The following is a 16,415-nucleotide window of genomic DNA, read 5'->3' as shown; positions in this document are numbered from 1 at the left end:
GCACCAGGGCGCGGGGTAGCGCGGGGGAGGGGACTCGGAGGTCGTCAGGCGGGGGCGGGCGTGGGGGCGGGGGATGCCGGGGCGGTGGTTGCGAGGCCGTCCTGCTCGGTGCTGAGCAGGCGGCGCAGGGAGAGCGCGACCAGCGAGGCGACCAGGCAGCCGCCGACCACCGTCGCTACCCAGACCATGCCGTTGGCGGCGCCAATGAGCGGGCCGGCGGTCACCGGACCGATCACACCGCTGACCCCGAAGATCATCGAACTCATGGCGTTGTATCGGCCGCGTAGCTCGTCGGTGGCCAGTGCGTTGGTCAGCGCGGGCATCACCGGTGAGAGCATCGTCTCGCCGAAGCCGAAGATCGCCGAGCAGGCCACCACGCACAGGGCGGCGAACAGGGCGCTTTCACCGCTGACCAGGCCGCCCGCGCCGAGGACCAACCAGGCGGCGGCGAACACCGCACCCACCACCGCCAGTGCCCGGGTGCGACTGCGCCCCTCGATCCGACGGATCACCAGCAGTTGCGCGAGCACGATCATCACGGTGTTCGCCGCGAGCGCCCACGCCACCACCCGGGGGTTCACCTCGACGACCCGCACCGCGTACGCGGCGAAGCCCACCTCGACCTGTGCGTAGCCGCAGGTGGTGAGGATCAACCCGAAGATCACCAGCCGCCGGAACGGGCGGTCCCGGAGCACGGTCAGGTAGCCGCCGGCCGACGGCTCGTCGACGCCCCGACGGTTGCCGAGTCGGTGGCCCACGCCGGGCAGGGTGAGCAGGATCAGGGCCGGCAGCAGGTAGGTCACCGCATCCAGCAGGTAGATCACCTGGAAGGTGCCGAGCCGGCCGGTGTCGACGATCGCGCCGGAGGTCATGCCACCGATGCCGATGCCCAGGTTGAGCAGGGCGAAGTTCAGCCCGAAGACGCGTTGCCGCTCATCGTCGTCGGTCAGCGACGCGAGGATCGTGTTCTGCCCGGACCAGATCGCCGAGCTGCCAACCGCGATCACCGTCATCACCGCGAACGCGGAGGCGCTCGAATCAACCAGGGCCAGCGAGCCGGTGCCCACCGCCTCGATCAGCAGGCACGGCAGCACCACCCGGCGGGCCCCGAATCGGTCGATCAGAGTCCCGCCCAGCGGCGACAGGGCCAGGGTGACCGCGCCGTACCAGCCGATCACCAGCCCGGCCCGGGTGTCGGTGAGGCCGCGTACGTCGGTGAGGTAGATGAAGAGGAACGGCAGGGTGAGGCCGCGCCCGATCGCCGACAACAGAGTGCCGACGAGGAGCCGGCGAGCTTCTGGGCGGCGGGGGAGGGCGCGACGCAACATGACCGACATTCTGTTCGCCAGGTGCGACATCGTGCGAACCGTTTACCCAGGCGGCGGCTGTCGGGGCGCTCTGCCATGCTGGCCCGGTGAGCGTGACCTGGCGACACCTGCCCGCATCCGCCCGCGAGATCGCCGGCGCCGCCACCGACGCGGTCGAGGCCGCTAAAGACCAGGACACCGAGGCGTACGAGGTGGCTTCCGGCCGGCTCGCCGTGGCCGAACGCTCCGGGCTGGTGCTCGGCGCGGTGGTGCGGCTGCTGCTGGAGGCGACCCATCCGGACGGGCTGGACGGCGACGACGTGCGGCAGGTGCTGGAGCGGTGCGTCCGCGCGGCGGCCCCCTGGCGACCGGACGTCGACCCGCACGTCGTGCTGGTCCTGCTGGCCGGGGCGCTCGGCGTGTACGACCCGGGCGAGGACGACTCGCCGCCCGACCCGGTTGCGCTGGCCCGGCACGCCCCACTGCTCGTGGCCGACCTGCTGGCGGGGACGGGCCGGCCGCTCGACGGCTACCTGAGCGCGGCGTTCACCGAGATCGAGCGCACCGAGCGGCACGACTGACGCGTTGCGGCCGAACGGGCGAGGGTGCCGACCGATCGGAGCTGATCACATCGTTCAGCATCGCGGTACTCTGCTCCCCGCATGATCGACTTGCACGGGGGTGTGTGATGGACAGACGTCAGGTGGCCCGTCTGACGGTCGTACCGCTGCTTGGTGGTGCGGGCCTGCTGGGGCCGACGATGCCGGCGATGGCGGCGGCCCCCGAGCCGGTCGCCCGGACAGCGGCCGGTCCGGCGAACGAGTTGTACGTGAGCAAGGGCCACTGCTCGTCGGTCGCCGACGGCACCGAGGAGGCGCCTTACTGCACGATCTCGGCCGCGGCGGCGGTGGCGCAGCCCGGCCAGACGGTGCTGGTGCAGCCCGGCAACTATCCGGAGACCGTCGCCTTCACCCAGTCCGGCACGGAGACCGCGCCCATCACGTTCCGCGCGGTCAACACCGTCGACGACTGGGTCCGCGTGGGCCGGGTCCCCGATGCGGACGTTACCGGCACCATCCTGTCTCTCAACCAGGTCCACGACGTGGTCGTGGACGGCTTCTTGTTGTACGGGCAGAGTGCCAGCGCCTCGCCTGCCGTGGTGATCGACGGCTCGTCCCGGGTCACGCTGAACGGTGTCGCCGTGCAACAGGGGAAGGTGCCGGCAGTGGTACGGGTCAGCGGAGCCTCCCGCGACGTGACGATCAGCCGGAACTGGCTGGTCAACGTCAATGACACCGGTACCGTCGCTCTGGCTGTCGAAGGGGCCGCAACCGGCACGACGATCTTTGCCAATCAGGTTGCGGTAGGGCGGATCGGTATCACCGACGCGCCTGGCACCACGGTCACCAACAACACAGTTACCGCGGCGTGCGGCCCGGGAATCGACATCACCGGCACCTCACCCGGTGCCTCCGTCGAGAACAACATCGTCAAGCCAATGGGCAAGCAGGCCGTCTCATGCAAGATGCCGGTCGCCGACGGCGCCATCTCGGTATCGGCGGCTTCGCTGCCGGCCGTGGCCGACTACAACCTGATCGATCCGACGGCTGGCGTCGCCCCGTACTCGTGGGCCGGCACCACGCACCCCACCTTGGACGGGTTCCGTTCCGCCACAGGGCAGGGCGGGCACGACATCTCCGCCGATCCGCTGCTGGGTAACCAGAGCGGCGGAATGCGGGGTTTCTTCCCCCTGAAGGCGGGCTCACCAGCGGTCGACTCGGCCAACGCGATGGCACGGGGCCTCCCCGCTACCGACATGCTGGGCAACTCACACCTCGACGATCCTGAGGTGACCAATACCGGCACCGGCAACGGGTACCACGACCGTGGCGCGGTCGAGCGCGTCGGCGGCCTCAGTTGGTCCGTCGACCCCTTTCGCCAGACCAGAGGCGGCGGACCGCTGGACGCGACCGCTCGGAGCACGACCCGGTCGTCCTGGCCGTCCGACGGCCCGGTGGGGACCTTCACCTACAAGTTCAGCGACTCGAAGTTCTACCGGGTGAGCCAGTCGCCAGAGGAGACTCACCGGTTCCTTCGCGCGGGCCGGGCCTGCGCCTACATCCGCTCGAACGTTTCCGGTAACCGTGAGGCCGAAGGCTCCTACAGCACCCTCTGCACGGTGCTGGGGGCGCACTACATGCCTGTGTCACCGACCCGTCTGCTCGACACCCGCAGCGCAGTCGGAGTAGGAACGAGGACCCCGATTCCAGCGAACTCCGACGTGGTGCTGCCGATCAGCAGCATCGGTGGAGTGCCCGTGGCGCGGATCAGTGCCGTGGTGTTGAACGTGACGGTGACAGAGCCGACGACGTCGGGTTTCCTGACCGTCTATCCGGACGGCACGGGGACGCCGAGCGCGTCGAACGTCAACTTCGTGGCCAGGGAGACAGTGCCGAACCTGGTCACTGTCCCGGTGGAGAACGGGAAGATCCGGATCCGGAACAGTAGCGGCGGCACCGTGCACGTGATCGCCGACCTTCAGGGCCAGTACAGCACAGAGGGGCAGGGGTTCACCGCCCTCACCCCGCAGCGTGCGCTCGACACCCGTACCGCCGGCGGTGCCTTCCCGCCGAACACCACCCGGCAGCTGGACCTTGCCCGGCAGATCCCGGCGGATGCCACTGCCGTCGTCCTCAACGTCACGGTGACCGGGCCGACGACGAGCGGCGTCCTGAAGGTCTTTCCCGCCGGTGCGGCGCTGCCCGCCGCCTCGAACCTGAACTTCGTCACCGGTCAGACCATTCCGAACCTGGTGACCACGCCGGTGGTTGGCGGCAAGGTGAGCATCCACAACGAGAGTTCCGGCAGCACGCACGTCGTCGCGGACGTGGCCGGTTACTTCGGGCCGGACGGTCAGTTGACGTACGTGCCGAACTCCCCGGTTCGGATCGCCGACACCCGCGCTGACCCGAACCGCGGAAACCATCCACTCAATCCGCGCGAGTCGATCACGGCCTATAGCAACTTCGCCGCCGGCGTGAGCTGCTCCTGCCCGTTTGTGGCGGCGATGGTGGCGAACCTGACCGTCACTGCTCCGACCACGGCGGGTGTGCTGACCGCCTACCCGGCAGAGGAGGCCCGACCGTCGGCGTCGAACGTCAACTTCGCCGCCGGGGAGACCGCTTCCAACCTCGCCATCGTCGGGACGGGTCGCGGCACCGTTCTCTACAACAACAGCTCAGGCACCACGCACGTGATCGTGGATCAGTCGGGTGTCTTCATCAACCCGCTGTACTGACCGTTCGTCCACAGCAGCCACACTCCTCGTCGGGGTGTGGCCGCTGTGCCACGGAAGCCGCTTGGCAACCACGCTGAGTTCGATCATCTCTCTCACGGGGGCAGCTCATGGACATCCGCCGTTGGGCGCGGTTCACGCTCGTACCACTGCTCGGCTGCGCGGCGCTGGCGGGGCCCACGGCACCGGCCGTGGCCGCGCCCGTCGCGGCCGCGCCGGTCAACGCGCAGGCGGCCGGCGACGAGCTGTATGTGAGCGAGACGTGGTGCCAGAGTGATGGCGACGGCAGCGAGCAGCGGCCGTTCTGCACCATTTCGGCGGCAGCCGCGGTGGCTGGCCCCGGCCAGACGGTGCTGATCCAACCGGGCGACTACCAGGAGCAGGTCCGATTCACCAGGTCCGGCACCGAGACGGCGCCGATCATCTTCCGGGCAGTCAACGTCAAGTGGCAGATGGCCCGGGTCGGCAACTTCGACACGACGTCCGTGAACGGCACCGTCCTCGATCTCGCCGACGTGCACGATGTGACTGTGGAAGGCCTGGTTGTGTTCGGGGCCAATCTCGCTGACGCCGTATCGGTACGGGACTCCCACCGGGTTCGTCTGGACAAGCTCACCATCCACAGCGGTCTCGGCGGCCTCACCGGTGTGCGGATCAGCGGGCACTCGGACGAGGTGATGCTCAGTCGGAGTGTCATCCGGGCCGCACAGGGCCCGTCCGTTTCCATCGAGCCCGGCGTGGCCGGTACGACCGTCACCGCCAACCAGTTCGACAACGCCGGCCTCGTCGCGACCGACGCCGTCGGGCTGGCGATCACCGGCAACACGGTCTACGTCGACTGTCGTCGTGGCATCGATGTGGCCGGGCGTTCCCCCGGCGCCGCGATCCACAACAACATCGTCGTCACGGCGCGTCAGCGCAAGCGCTGCACCACCCCGGCGAACGCCGCCGGCATCCGGGTCTCCGCCGAGTCCGTGCCCGGCACCAGCACCGACTACAACCTGATCGAACCGCTGAGCGGTCGGGGCGCCCTACAACTGGGCGGGCACCGACTATCCGGACCTCGCCGCCTTCGTGGCGGCGACGGGACTCGCCACGCACGACCTCGCGGCTGACCCGAAGCTCGTGTGGACGAACGCCCTGCACCGCGACTACCTCCTCACCCTCGGCGGGTCGCCAGCCCGGGACTCCGCCGACGCCACCGCCGTCGGTGTCCTCGACACCGACCTGCTCGACGGGTCCTTCGCCGACGATCCGGGTGTGCCGAACACCGGCACCGGCAGCGGATACCGTGACCGCGGAGCGGTGGAGGCATTCTCGGCGATCACCGAGGATCCGGTACGTGTCGAACGCAAGGTGGGCGGCGGGCCGTTCGACATCGTCGCGCGGGCCGGCTGGCACCAGACCTGGCCGGTCGAGCGGCAGCGGGCCAAGTACGCGTATTACCTTGACGGCGAGCGCTTCTGGCGGGTGACCGACGCCGCGACCGCGGAGTTCACGCTGCGAAGGGCGGGCGATGCCTGCGTCCAGGTGCAGATCAGCGTGTCCGACTTCCGGATGCCCGCTGGTGGCGAGGAGCGTGTCTGCACCCAGGTCGGCGCGCGCTACGTACCGATCACCCCGACACGACTGCTGGACACCCGAGCACCAATCGGGGTGCCCGCCTCGGGGCCGGTGGCCGGCTTTGGAACGATCGAACTGCCGATCGGCATCATCGGCGGCGTCCGGGACACGGACATCAGCGCGGTCGTGCTCAACGTGACGGTCACCCAGCCGACCTCCGCGGGCTTCATCAGTGCCTTTCCGGGCGGCGACTGGAGCGACGCATCCAGCGTCAACTTCGTGGCGGGGGAGACCGTTCCGAATCAGGTCACCGTGCCCGTACGCAACGGGTCGGTGAAGTTCTACAACGCCGCCTCGGGCACCGTCCATCTGGTCGTCGACCTCCAAGGCTTCTACGCCGCTACCGGTTCCGGCTTCGCGTCGACACCACCGACGCGGGTTCTGGACACGCGGGACAGTGGGGGAGCCCCGATCCCGGCCAAGGGCACCCGCACGCTCGACCTCTCCGGCCGGATGCCCGCCACCGCGACCGCCGCTGTCCTTTCCGTGGCGGTCACCGCACCGACCACCAGCGGCGTGCTGACCGTCTACCCGTATGGCTGGACGGCGCCTGCCGCGTCCAGTCTCAACTTCGTCGCCGGGCAGACCATCCCCAACCTGGTCACCGTGCCGGTGGTGAACGGCCAGGTCAACATCTTCAACAACAGCTCTGGCAACACGCACGTGATCGCGGATCTGGCCGGTTGGTTCAGCCCGGAGGCGACCCAGACATTCGTTCCGATGACACCGAAGCGGATCGTCGACTCCCGGGACAGCACCGGGCTGTCCGGTCGGACCTCGGCTCCTCTCGCCGCTCGGGAGACCGTCCGGTTCGCGCCGATGCGCAGTGCTCTGGTCTGCAACCCGGCCTGCCCCGCCCCGACCGCCCTGTTGGGGAACGTGACAGTCACCGCGCCGACCACGCCGGGCGTGCTCACTCTCCATCCGGGCGGTGCGCAGCGGCCCACTGCCTCGAACGTCAACTTCGTCGCTGGTGAAACCGCGTCGAATGCCGCGGTGGTCGCCGTAGGCTCCGGCATCGACCTCTTTCACAACAGCGGGGGTACGTCTCACGTCATCGTGGACCAGTTCGGCTACTTCATCGCCGCCGCGTCCTCATTGGGCGGCGAGGGCCGTTCGGCGAGCTGAGTTAACCTCTCGGCGCCAATCGTATTGGCGTTCACCGGTATAGGCTCTCGCCGTTGTTGAAGATCCACTTTACGGAGATGATCGATGAGACGGTCTGCCATGGCGCGGCTCGCGCTCCTGCCGCTGACTGCCGGTGCGTGCCTGGTGGTCCCGGCGGCCGCCGTCGGTGCCACTGTCGTGCGGGCGCCGGAACCGACCGCCGCCGGCGTCGAGTTGCACGTCAGCAACACGAGATGCGTGACGGGCGGTGACGGCAGCCTGGCAGCCCCGTTCTGCACCATCTCGGCGGCCGCCGCCGTGGCCGGACCCGGCCAGGTCGTCCTGGTGCACCCCGGCACTGAATACCGGGAGTCGGTGGTCATCAGCCGCTCGGGGACCGAGGGTGCGCCGATCACCTTCCGGGCGGTGAACGGGCCGGGCGAGGCTCCCACCGTCGTCAAGGTGGGCAAGCGTCGTGGTGCCGGCGGCAACGAGAGCGCCTTCACCGTTCGCGGCGTCCACGACGTGGTCCTCGACGGCTTCCGGGCATCCGGCGAGGGCACCGCCGAGGCCGTCCTCGTCGACGGCTCCACCCGGATCACCCTGGACCGCCTGGTGGTCGGGGAGTACGACGCCCCGGCGGCGGTCCGGATCACCGGCGCCTCCCAGGACGTCACGATGAGTCGTGGCGCATTCACGCCGGGCAGCGGCCTGGTGGTGGACCCGGGGGTGCGCGGTGCGCTGGTGACCGCGAGCACCTTCACCCAGAGCGGCATCACCGTGCGGGACGCGCCGGGCACGAAGATCGTCGGCAACACCCTGGAGACCGACTGCACGTTGGCGATCGACGTCACCGGTACCTCGCCGGGGGTGTCGATCCGGAACAACATCCTGGAGACCGCCACCGGCCCGCTCAGTGACGCGGTGGCGTGCGAGATGCCCTCCGAGGCGACTGCCATCGCCGTCTCCGCCGGCAGCGTCGCGCAGACGGTGGCGGACTACAACCTGATCGAGCCGGCCAGCGGCGGTCCGCTCTACCGGTGGGGTGCCACCGAGTACACCAGCCTGCCGGAGTTCGTCGCTGCCACCGGCCACGGCCGGCACGACATCGCCGCTACCCCGTGGCTGTCGGCGGAGCCGGCGTACGAGCGGCCGTACTACAAGATCGCCAGGCAGTCCCCCGCCGTCGACTCGGCCGACGCCACCGCCGAGGGTGTCTCTCGCACCGACCTGCTGGACAACCCGCACTCTGACGACCCCGACGCCCCCAACACCGGCACCGGCTCCGGTTACCACGATCGGGGCGCGGTCGAGGCACAGGGCCCGACGACGGTCACCGAGGTGCCGGTCCAACGCAAGGTCGGCGGCAGCTCCCTGGACGTGACCGTCGGCATCTCCGTCACCACCGCCTGGCGCACTGACGGCCCGCTGGGCAAGGTGTCGCGCAGTTGGAGCGACGAGCCGTTCCGCCGGATCGGTTCGATCGGGCCGGAGGAGCGCAGCTTCCACCGGGCTGGCAAAGCCTGCGAGACCCACCAGGTGACCTTTACCGACTTCCGCTGGGCCTACGGCGCCCCCAAGACCAGCTGCACAGTGATCGGTGCCACCTACACCGCCCTTGCGCCGCAGCGGGTGCTGGACACCCGCAGCGCGCTCGGGGTGCCGGCAACCGTGCCGATTCCGGCGAACAGCGAGGTTGTGCTGGCGCTGCCACGGATCAACGGGATGCCGGCCGCGGCCATCAGCGCGATCGTGCTGAATGTGACCGCCACCGCGCCGACCAGCGCGGGTTTCCTGCGGGTCTACCCGGACGGCACCACCCTGCCGGACGCGTCGACTGTCAACTTCGTACCCGGTGAGACGGTGCCGAACCTGGTCACCGTGCCGATGATCAACGGCAACCTGCGCATCCGTAACACCGCGAGCGGCACGGTCCACGTCGTCGCGGACCTGCAGGGGTACTACTCGGCGACTGGTTCGGGGTTCCGGTCGGTCGCTCCGTTGCGGGTGTTGGACACCCGCGATGCCGGCAACTCCGCGTTCGCCCCGGACACCGGCCGCACGTTGGACCTGACCGGTCGAATTCCGTCCGGAACGACAGCGGTGGTGCTCAACATGACCGTGACCGGGCCGACGACGAACGGGGTGCTCACCGTCCACCCGTACGGCTCGGCGGTGCCGACGGCGTCGAACCTGAACTTCGTCGCTGGGCAGACGATTCCGAACCTGGTGATGGTGCCGGTGGTGGACGGGAAGGTGTCCATCCAGAACGTCAGCTCCGGCCGTACCCATGTGGTTGTCGATCTTGCCGGCTGGTTCGGCGGCGGCGCCACGGACGCCTTCGTGCCGTTCGGCCCGCGCCGCATCCACGACACCCGAGGGGCTGCCGGCGAGGGCTGGCCGCAGGCGCCGATCACTTCGACAGGCGTGCCTGTTCCGTACCTCGACCCGATGTTCGACAAGATGGCACCGAAGCCGACGGCCGTTGTGGCGAACCTGACCGTCACCACGCCGACCAAGGCCGGCGTGCTCACCGCCTACCCGAACGGATCGGGCCAGCCCACCGCGTCGAACGTCAATTACGTCGCCGGTGAGACCGCCTCGAACCACGCCATCGTGGGCGTCGGTGAGGACGAGAACATCGTGCTGTTCAACAACAGCTCCGGCTACACGCACCTGATCGTCGACCAGGCGGGCTACTTCATCGCCGCCGCGTCCTGACCCGTCGAATACCAGAACGGCCGTTCATCGCATATCGATGGACGTCCGTTCCTTCTCGTGCCCGGTACCCCGAACTGTCGACCGGTTGGCGACAACACATAGCCGATCGTCGGTATAGGCTGCCTCGCGCAAACATGACCTATTTTCAGCGGGGGCTGTTGGTGAGAAGAAGACTGTGGTCACTGGTGGCCGTGCCAGTGGTTGGTGCGGCTGGCCTGGTTGGTCCGACGACGTCGGCGGGAGCGGCGCCGGTCGCCGCGCAGGCGGCGGCCGGGTCCGAGCTGTATGTCAGCAGGACCTACTGCCCGTACCCGGCAAGCAGCGCGGACGGGACGAGTGATCGTCCGTACTGCACGATCTCGGCCGCCGCCGCGGTGGCTCAGCCGGGTCAGACCGTCCTGGTGCAGCCGGGCGACTATGTCGAGAGCTTGTCGATCACCCGGTCGGGCACCAGCGACGCGCCGATCACCGTCCGCGCGGTGAACAGTCCGGGTGGCCTCGTGCGATTGACGGCCCCGGCCGGGCGTAGCGCCATCACGCTCAACGGCGTTCACGACGTGACGATCGAGGGCTTCTCGGTGCGGGGCTCGGGCCTGGCCGAGCCGGTCCTGGTGGAAGCCTCGTCCGGGGTGACCGTGGACAAGCTCACGGTCCGTACGCCGAGCGGCGTGACCGGTATACGTGTCACGGGTGCGTCGGATGACCTGACGGTCAGCCGCGGCTGGTTCGATACCACCGGTGCTCCCGGGGTCGCCATCGGTGCGGGCGTGACAGGCGCCGTGGTCACCAGCAATCAGTTCCGGGGTGGCCTGGCCGTGACCGACGCGCCCGGTACGGCCATCACCGGAAACACCTTGGTGACCAATTGCGCCCTGGCCATCAGCGTGATCGGCACCTCGCCAGGGGTCGCCATCCGGAACAACATCGTCCAGGCCGCCGAACTGTCAGGTGCCACGCCGGCCACCTGTCCTGACCCGACCGCCGCCACCGCGATCGCGCTCTCCGTGGCATCTGTGCCGCAGAGTGTCGCCGACCACAACCTGATCGATCCAGCGAGCGGCGGAGCGCTGTACGCCTGGGGCGACACCACGCACACCGATCTGGCGACGTTCCGCTCGGCAACCGGGCAGGGTGCGCACGACATTGCCGCCGACCCGAAGCTGACGGCGCAGAAGGGTGCCGAGCGCCCCTGGATTGAGCTCACGCCCAACTCGCCGGCGATCGACTCGGCTGACGCGACCGCCACCGGATCCGACGCGACTGACCTCCTCGGCAACTCCCGCGCCGACGACCCGGCGGTGGCGAACACCGGGACCGGTTCCGGCTACCGCGACCGGGGTGCCGTCGAACGCGCCGCGATCATCGAGACGATCAACAACGGGACCCGGCGTAAGGTCGGTGGCGGCCCGTTCGACGTGGTGACCAGCGTCGAACGGCGTCACCAGTGGCCAGTCGAGACGGTCGGCGGCACGTACGCCTACCGGAACGTCGGCGACCGGTTCTTCCGGGTCACCGGATCCCCGTCCTACGAGCAGACGGTGCGGCGTGCCGGTAAAGCCTGTGTCCAGATGCTCACGAGCTATGACAGCTACCGCGTCATCCCTGAATTTGTGAGCTGGCTGGGCGGCTGCACGGTCGTCGGCGCCCAGTACAACCCGGTCACCCCGACCCGTCTGCTGGACACCCGGTCCGGGATCGGAGTCGGCACCTCCGTGCCGGTCGGGCCCAACTCCGAGGTGCTGCTGCCGGTTCCGAGTATCGGTGGTGTGCCAGCGGCCAACATCGACGCGGTGGTGCTGAACCTGACGGCGACCCAGCCGACGACGTCCGGCTTCCTCACCGTCTACCCGAACGGCACCCCGGTACCGAGCGCGTCGAGCGTCAACTACGTCGCCAACGAGACGGTGCCGAACCTGGTCACCGTGCCGCTGACCACCGAAGGGATCCGGTTCCGCAACAGCAGTAGCGGCACCGTGCACGTCCTCGCTGACCTGCAGGGTTGGTTCGGTGCTTCCGGGTCGGGTTTCAAGCCGCTCACTCCCGTGCGGGTGGCTGACAGCCGCGAGGGCACCGGCGGGCCGTATCTGCCGGACACCTCACGGCAGCTGGACCTGTCGTCGAAGGTGCCGGCCGACGCGACCGCCGTGATTCTGAACGTGACGGCCACCGCTCCGGCGACGGCCGGAGTGCTGAAGGTGTACCCGGGCAGTTCGCTGGTGCCGGTCGCGTCCAACCTGAACTTCGTGGCGGGTCAGACGATCCCCAACCTGGTGATGGTGCCGGTCGTCAACGGCAAGGTGAACATCTACAACCAGAGTTCCGGCACCGTGCACGTGATCGCCGACCTGGCGGGGTACTTCGGGTCCGCGTCCTCCGGCGCCGACCAGACCTACGTGCCGTACGGCCCGCACCGGATCGCCGACACGCGGGACGGCACCGGCCTCTCGTATCGACCCGTGGGGCCGGTCGCGCCGAACTCGTTGATCGGCTTCGCCCCGGCGAACGTGCAGTCCAGATCGTTCTGCGGTAGCAGCACCAATGATTGCCCGACCGCGCTGATCGCCAACCTGACGGTCACCCGGCCGGCCACCGCGGGCGTGCTCATCGCCTACCCGTTCGAAGCTCCTCGTCCGACGACGTCCAATCTCAACTTCGTCGCCGGCGAGACGGCCTCCAACATGGCCGTCGTCCGGGTCGGGGTGAGTACGGTGGCGCTGTACAACGCCAGCTCGGGCAGCACCGACGTGATCGTCGACCAGGCGGGCTACTTCATCGCCGCCGCGTCCTGAGCACCGTTTCGGAGCCGGCACCGCTTTGCGGTGCCGGCTCCGGCTGTCTCCGGGCTGACCGTTCGCGTTTCCGACCCGGATCAGGCCGTCCGCTCGGCCACCACCTCCAGGTACTCCGCCGGAATCCGCAGCGTGGCGTCGGTGGCGCGGTTGTGGGTACGGGCCAGCTCCACCAGATCGGCGTGCAGATTCGAGCGTTGCTCCTCGGGCAGCGCCTCGAACGCCTTCAGCGTCGGCCCGTAGTTGGCCCGGAAGAAGTCGGCGAACTCCTCCGGGGTGCCGAAGCGGAAGACGTACTCCCGGCGTACCGCCCGTAGTTCACCCACGGCCCCGCCGAGCAGCTCGCGGACCCGGCCCTCGTCGCCCCACTGCACCGGTGGGCGTAGGCCCGCCGGCGGCGGAACGTGTCGCCCCACCGTGCGGAACAGGTCGCCGATGAATCCCTGCGGCGTCCACGACGCCAGCGCCACCGTGCCGCCGGGCCGGCAGACCCGGACCAGCTCGGCTGCCGCCTGTTCCTGGTTGGGCGCGAACATCACGCCGACGACGGAGAGCACCGCGTCGAAGGACCCATCGGCGTACGCCAGGCGCTCCGCGTCCCCGGTCACGAACGTGACCGGGAGTCGTTCCGCAGCGGCGCGGGCGTGGCCCCGCTCCAACAGTTCGGGTACGTAGTCGACGCCGGTCACGACGCAGCCGCAGCGCGCGGCGGCGATGGCGGCGTTGCCGGTGCCGGTCGCCACGTCCAGCACCCGGGCACCGGCCGACAGGTCGGCCTCCGTCACCAGCAACTCGGAGATCGGGTGGATGAGGGCGGCGACAGCGCCGTAGTCGCCGCTGGCCCAGGTCACCTGCTGGCGTGCCTTGACGGCGTTGAGATCGATTGCGGTGGTCATCGATGGTCCCCCTCGGACGGTTCGGTGTGTCACCGACCGTAGGCGGCGTGGCACTCCGAGGGATCGGTAGAAACACCTATGTTGGGGGCGCCAGGCCCTGCCGGCGGGCCGTCGCGGCAGCCTGGCCCCGGCTGGGCACCGCGAGCTTGTCCAGCACCGCCGACACGTGGTGGCCGACGGTCCGAACGGAGAGCGACAGCCGGGCCGCGATCTCGGCGTTGCTGAGCCCCTCGGCGAGCAGCGCCAGCACCTCCCGCTGCCGGGCGGTCAGGCCCGCCGGGTCCCCCGCCGTCCTCGGGCGCGGCCCTCTCGGCACCCGGGCCATCCCGCGGCCGCGCAGCTCAGCCCGGATCCGGCGGGCCACGGCGACCGCGCCCAGCCCGTCCAGGATCCGCAGCGCCTCAGCGGCCGCCGGGTCGTCGCCGCAGGCCAGCGTCTCGGCCCGGGGGTACGGGCAGCCGAGCTGGTGCCACTCCTCGGCCGCGCCAGCCCAGTCACCCTCGATGAGCCGCCGGTACGGCGACGCCAGCGCCTCGGTGTCCCCGGGCGGCTCGCCGAGCCGCCACAGCCAGTACGCCAGCTCGCCGGCGTACCAGGGTTGGCCCGCGTCGAGAGCCAGCCGGTGGGCACGGCGCAGCTCGGGGACCGCCCGTTCCGGCTCGCCGGCCAGCCAGTGTCGTTCGGCCAGGGCCGCGGCGACCGGCACGACGAACTGGAGTTCCCGGCTCTGCGTCGCCCAGCCCGCCGCCCTGTCCAGATGGTCCTCGGTGCTCGGCTCGCCCCGGCGTGCATGGAGCCGGCCCAGTGCGACCAGGGCCGGGACCAGGCTCCCGCCGGGCTGCACGGTGCCGGTCAGCGCCCGTTCGGCGTCGGCGCGGGCACCTGCCCAGTCGCCGGTCGTCAGCCGCAGTCGGGACCGGTGTCCGAGCAGGTGCCGGGCGTACCCGTCGAGGTCCCGGGTCTCGGTGAAGCGCAACGCCCGGTCCAGGGCCTCGGCGGCCCGCCCGATCCGGTGCCACTCCACCGACATGGTGGCCAGGTTGACCAGCGCCCGGGCCGCGTGGTCGTCGAGATGGTGGGCGACGGCCAGGGTGTGCCCACGTTCCAGCTCGATGATGCCGGCGACATCACCGCTCTGGAGGCGGGCCGAACCGACGTTGACCAGGGCGTGCGCCTCAGTCTCCACGTCGCCGAGCCGCCGGGCCAGCTCCCGGGCCCGGTCACCCCAGTCGATGGCCCGGCCGTTGTCGTCGGCGAGCATGAGCAGCTGCGACATGTTGCTGTAGGCCATCGCCAACTGCCTGCCGGGCGGCGCGGACTCCAGCACCTGAACCGCCCGGGTACCCGTCGTCCGGGCCGCAGTGCTGTCCCCGGTCCACCAGCACAGCCGGGACACCCAGCGCAGGTTCTCGCCGATCCGCAGCGGATCGCCCTCGGCCTCCCGCAGGGCGAGCGCGGCCTGCCGGGCGTCCAGCGCCTGGGCGGCCAGCCCGGCAAGGTACGCGGCAGTCGCGTACGCCTCGAGCAACTCGGCCCGGCGCGGTGCCGGCAGGCCCGCGGCGTGTGGGAGTGCGACGGTGTAGTGGTCCGCTGCCTGCCGGTGCGCGCCCGCCCGGCTGGCCCGTTGGGCCGCTACGGGTGCCCAGTGCAGCACGGCGGCCGGATCGTCGGCGTGGTGAGCGTGGTGCACCAACCGGGCGGCGTCCACGTCCGGCCGGGGCGTGAGCCGGGCCAGTACGGCCGCGTGCAGCGCGACCCGGTGCACCGGGGACAGTGACTCGCGTACCGCCCGACCCAGCAACTCGTGCCGGAACGCCACCGCATTGCCCGCCGGCACCAGCACCCCGCGATCGAGGCACTCCTGCACGGCAGCCGGTGGGTGACCGTCGAGCAGGTACGACTCGGCCCGGGACGGGACCACCGAGACCAGGGCGGCGACCTCCCGGGCCGGCGGCGACAACGCGGCCAGCCGGGCCAACACCAGATCGCGTACGGTCGGCGGCACACCCGGGCCGGTGGCGGCCAGCACCTCGGTGACCAGCAGCGGGTTGCCGCCGGTGGCCTGGTACAACCCGTCAGGGGCGCGGCCGGCGCGGCGGGCCAGCCGCGCGACGGCATCGGTGGACAGGGCCGGCAGCGGCAACCGGCGGACCAGTGGCCGGGGCAGCCCTGCGAGCACGGTGTGCAGGGGATGATCAGCCCCCACCTCGTCATCGCGCAGGGTGAGCACGAGCAGCGTCGGGTGGCGGGTCAGCCGCCGCCCCAGGTACGCGATGAGGTCCAGGGTGGCGCCATCCGCCCAGTGGGCGTCCTCCACCACCATCACCGTCCGGTGACCGGGCCGGGGGTTGGTCAGCTCGCCGAGAAGCGCGTCGAACACGGCGCCGCGCCCTTCGGCCTCCGTCGCCGTGTGCAGTGCGCTCAGTCGTTCCGCGAGTACGCCGCCGACCTGCCGAGCGATGTCGTGCACCGGGCCAAGCGCCCGTGGGGTCAGCAGTGGGTCGCAGCTGCCCCACAGCACCCTGGCCCCGACCGTCGCCGCGAACGCGCCAACCAGTGTGGACTTGCCGGCTCCTGCCTCGCCCGCGACGAGCGCGATCGCGCCACCGGGGGAGACCAGCAGCCCGTCCAGGGTGGCGAGCGCGTCCGTGCGCTCCAGCAGCTCCATCGCGATCGA

General features: G+C 70.4%; 9 protein-coding genes. 6 read left to right on the top strand and 3 right to left on the bottom strand.

Translation table 11 applies throughout. From position 1 onward, the window contains the following. Positions 1 to 44: 44 nt before the first annotated feature. A complete protein-coding gene (locus tag AC3CF1_RS18220; protein WP_358007643.1) occupies positions 45 to 1,328 on the bottom strand; it encodes an MFS transporter in 1,284 nt (427 codons plus the stop codon). Between the two features lie 86 nt (positions 1,329 to 1,414). On the opposite strand from AC3CF1_RS18220, the gene AC3CF1_RS18215 reads away from it, so the two are divergent. The 6 genes from AC3CF1_RS18215 (at position 1,415) to AC3CF1_RS18190 (ending at position 12,842) form a co-directional block, all read left to right on the top strand. Continuing rightward, entirely contained in the window at positions 1,415 to 1,888 is a 474-nt protein-coding gene (locus AC3CF1_RS18215) for a hypothetical protein (RefSeq protein WP_488450902.1), read from the top strand. A gap of 107 nt (positions 1,889 to 1,995) precedes the next feature. After that, positions 1,996 to 4,605, top strand: coding sequence for a DUF1565 domain-containing protein (locus tag AC3CF1_RS18210; RefSeq protein ID WP_488450901.1), 2,610 nt, complete (start codon positions 1,996 to 1,998; stop codon positions 4,603 to 4,605). A 107-nt stretch (positions 4,606 to 4,712) separates the two neighbouring features. Continuing rightward, a complete protein-coding gene (locus AC3CF1_RS18205) occupies positions 4,713 to 5,717 on the top strand; it encodes a right-handed parallel beta-helix repeat-containing protein (RefSeq protein ID WP_488450900.1) in 1,005 nt (334 codons plus the stop codon). After that, the gene (locus AC3CF1_RS18200) at positions 5,677 to 7,353 is read left to right on the top strand and encodes a hypothetical protein (RefSeq protein WP_488450899.1); all 1,677 of its coding nucleotides are present in this window, start codon (positions 5,677 to 5,679) and stop codon (positions 7,351 to 7,353) included. Before AC3CF1_RS18205 ends, AC3CF1_RS18200 begins: the two co-directional genes overlap by 41 nt. 84 nt (positions 7,354 to 7,437) lie before the next feature. Further along, entirely contained in the window at positions 7,438 to 10,053 is a 2,616-nt protein-coding gene (locus AC3CF1_RS18195) for a right-handed parallel beta-helix repeat-containing protein (RefSeq protein WP_488450898.1), read from the top strand. 134 nt (positions 10,054 to 10,187) lie between these two features. Continuing rightward, the gene (locus AC3CF1_RS18190) at positions 10,188 to 12,842 is read left to right on the top strand and encodes a right-handed parallel beta-helix repeat-containing protein (protein WP_488450897.1); all 2,655 of its coding nucleotides are present in this window, start codon (positions 10,188 to 10,190) and stop codon (positions 12,840 to 12,842) included. A gap of 80 nt (positions 12,843 to 12,922) precedes the next feature. Here the strand turns inward: AC3CF1_RS18190 and AC3CF1_RS18185 are convergent, their stop codons facing one another. Both AC3CF1_RS18185 and AC3CF1_RS18180 read right to left on the bottom strand, forming a co-directional pair. Next, positions 12,923 to 13,738, bottom strand: coding sequence for a class I SAM-dependent methyltransferase (locus AC3CF1_RS18185; RefSeq protein ID WP_354981851.1), 816 nt, complete (start codon positions 13,736 to 13,738; stop codon positions 12,923 to 12,925). 76 nt (positions 13,739 to 13,814) lie between these two features. Continuing rightward, positions 13,815 to 16,406, bottom strand: a complete 2,592-nt coding sequence (locus tag AC3CF1_RS18180) for an ATP-binding protein (RefSeq protein ID WP_488450896.1) — start codon at positions 16,404 to 16,406, stop codon at positions 13,815 to 13,817. Between the last annotated feature and the right edge of the window lie 9 nt (positions 16,407 to 16,415).

The organism is Micromonospora sp. MGP-C2 (assembly GCF_057766525.1).
Note: the sequence above shows the minus strand (reverse complement) of the source record. Positions and strands in the feature narration are given on the sequence as shown.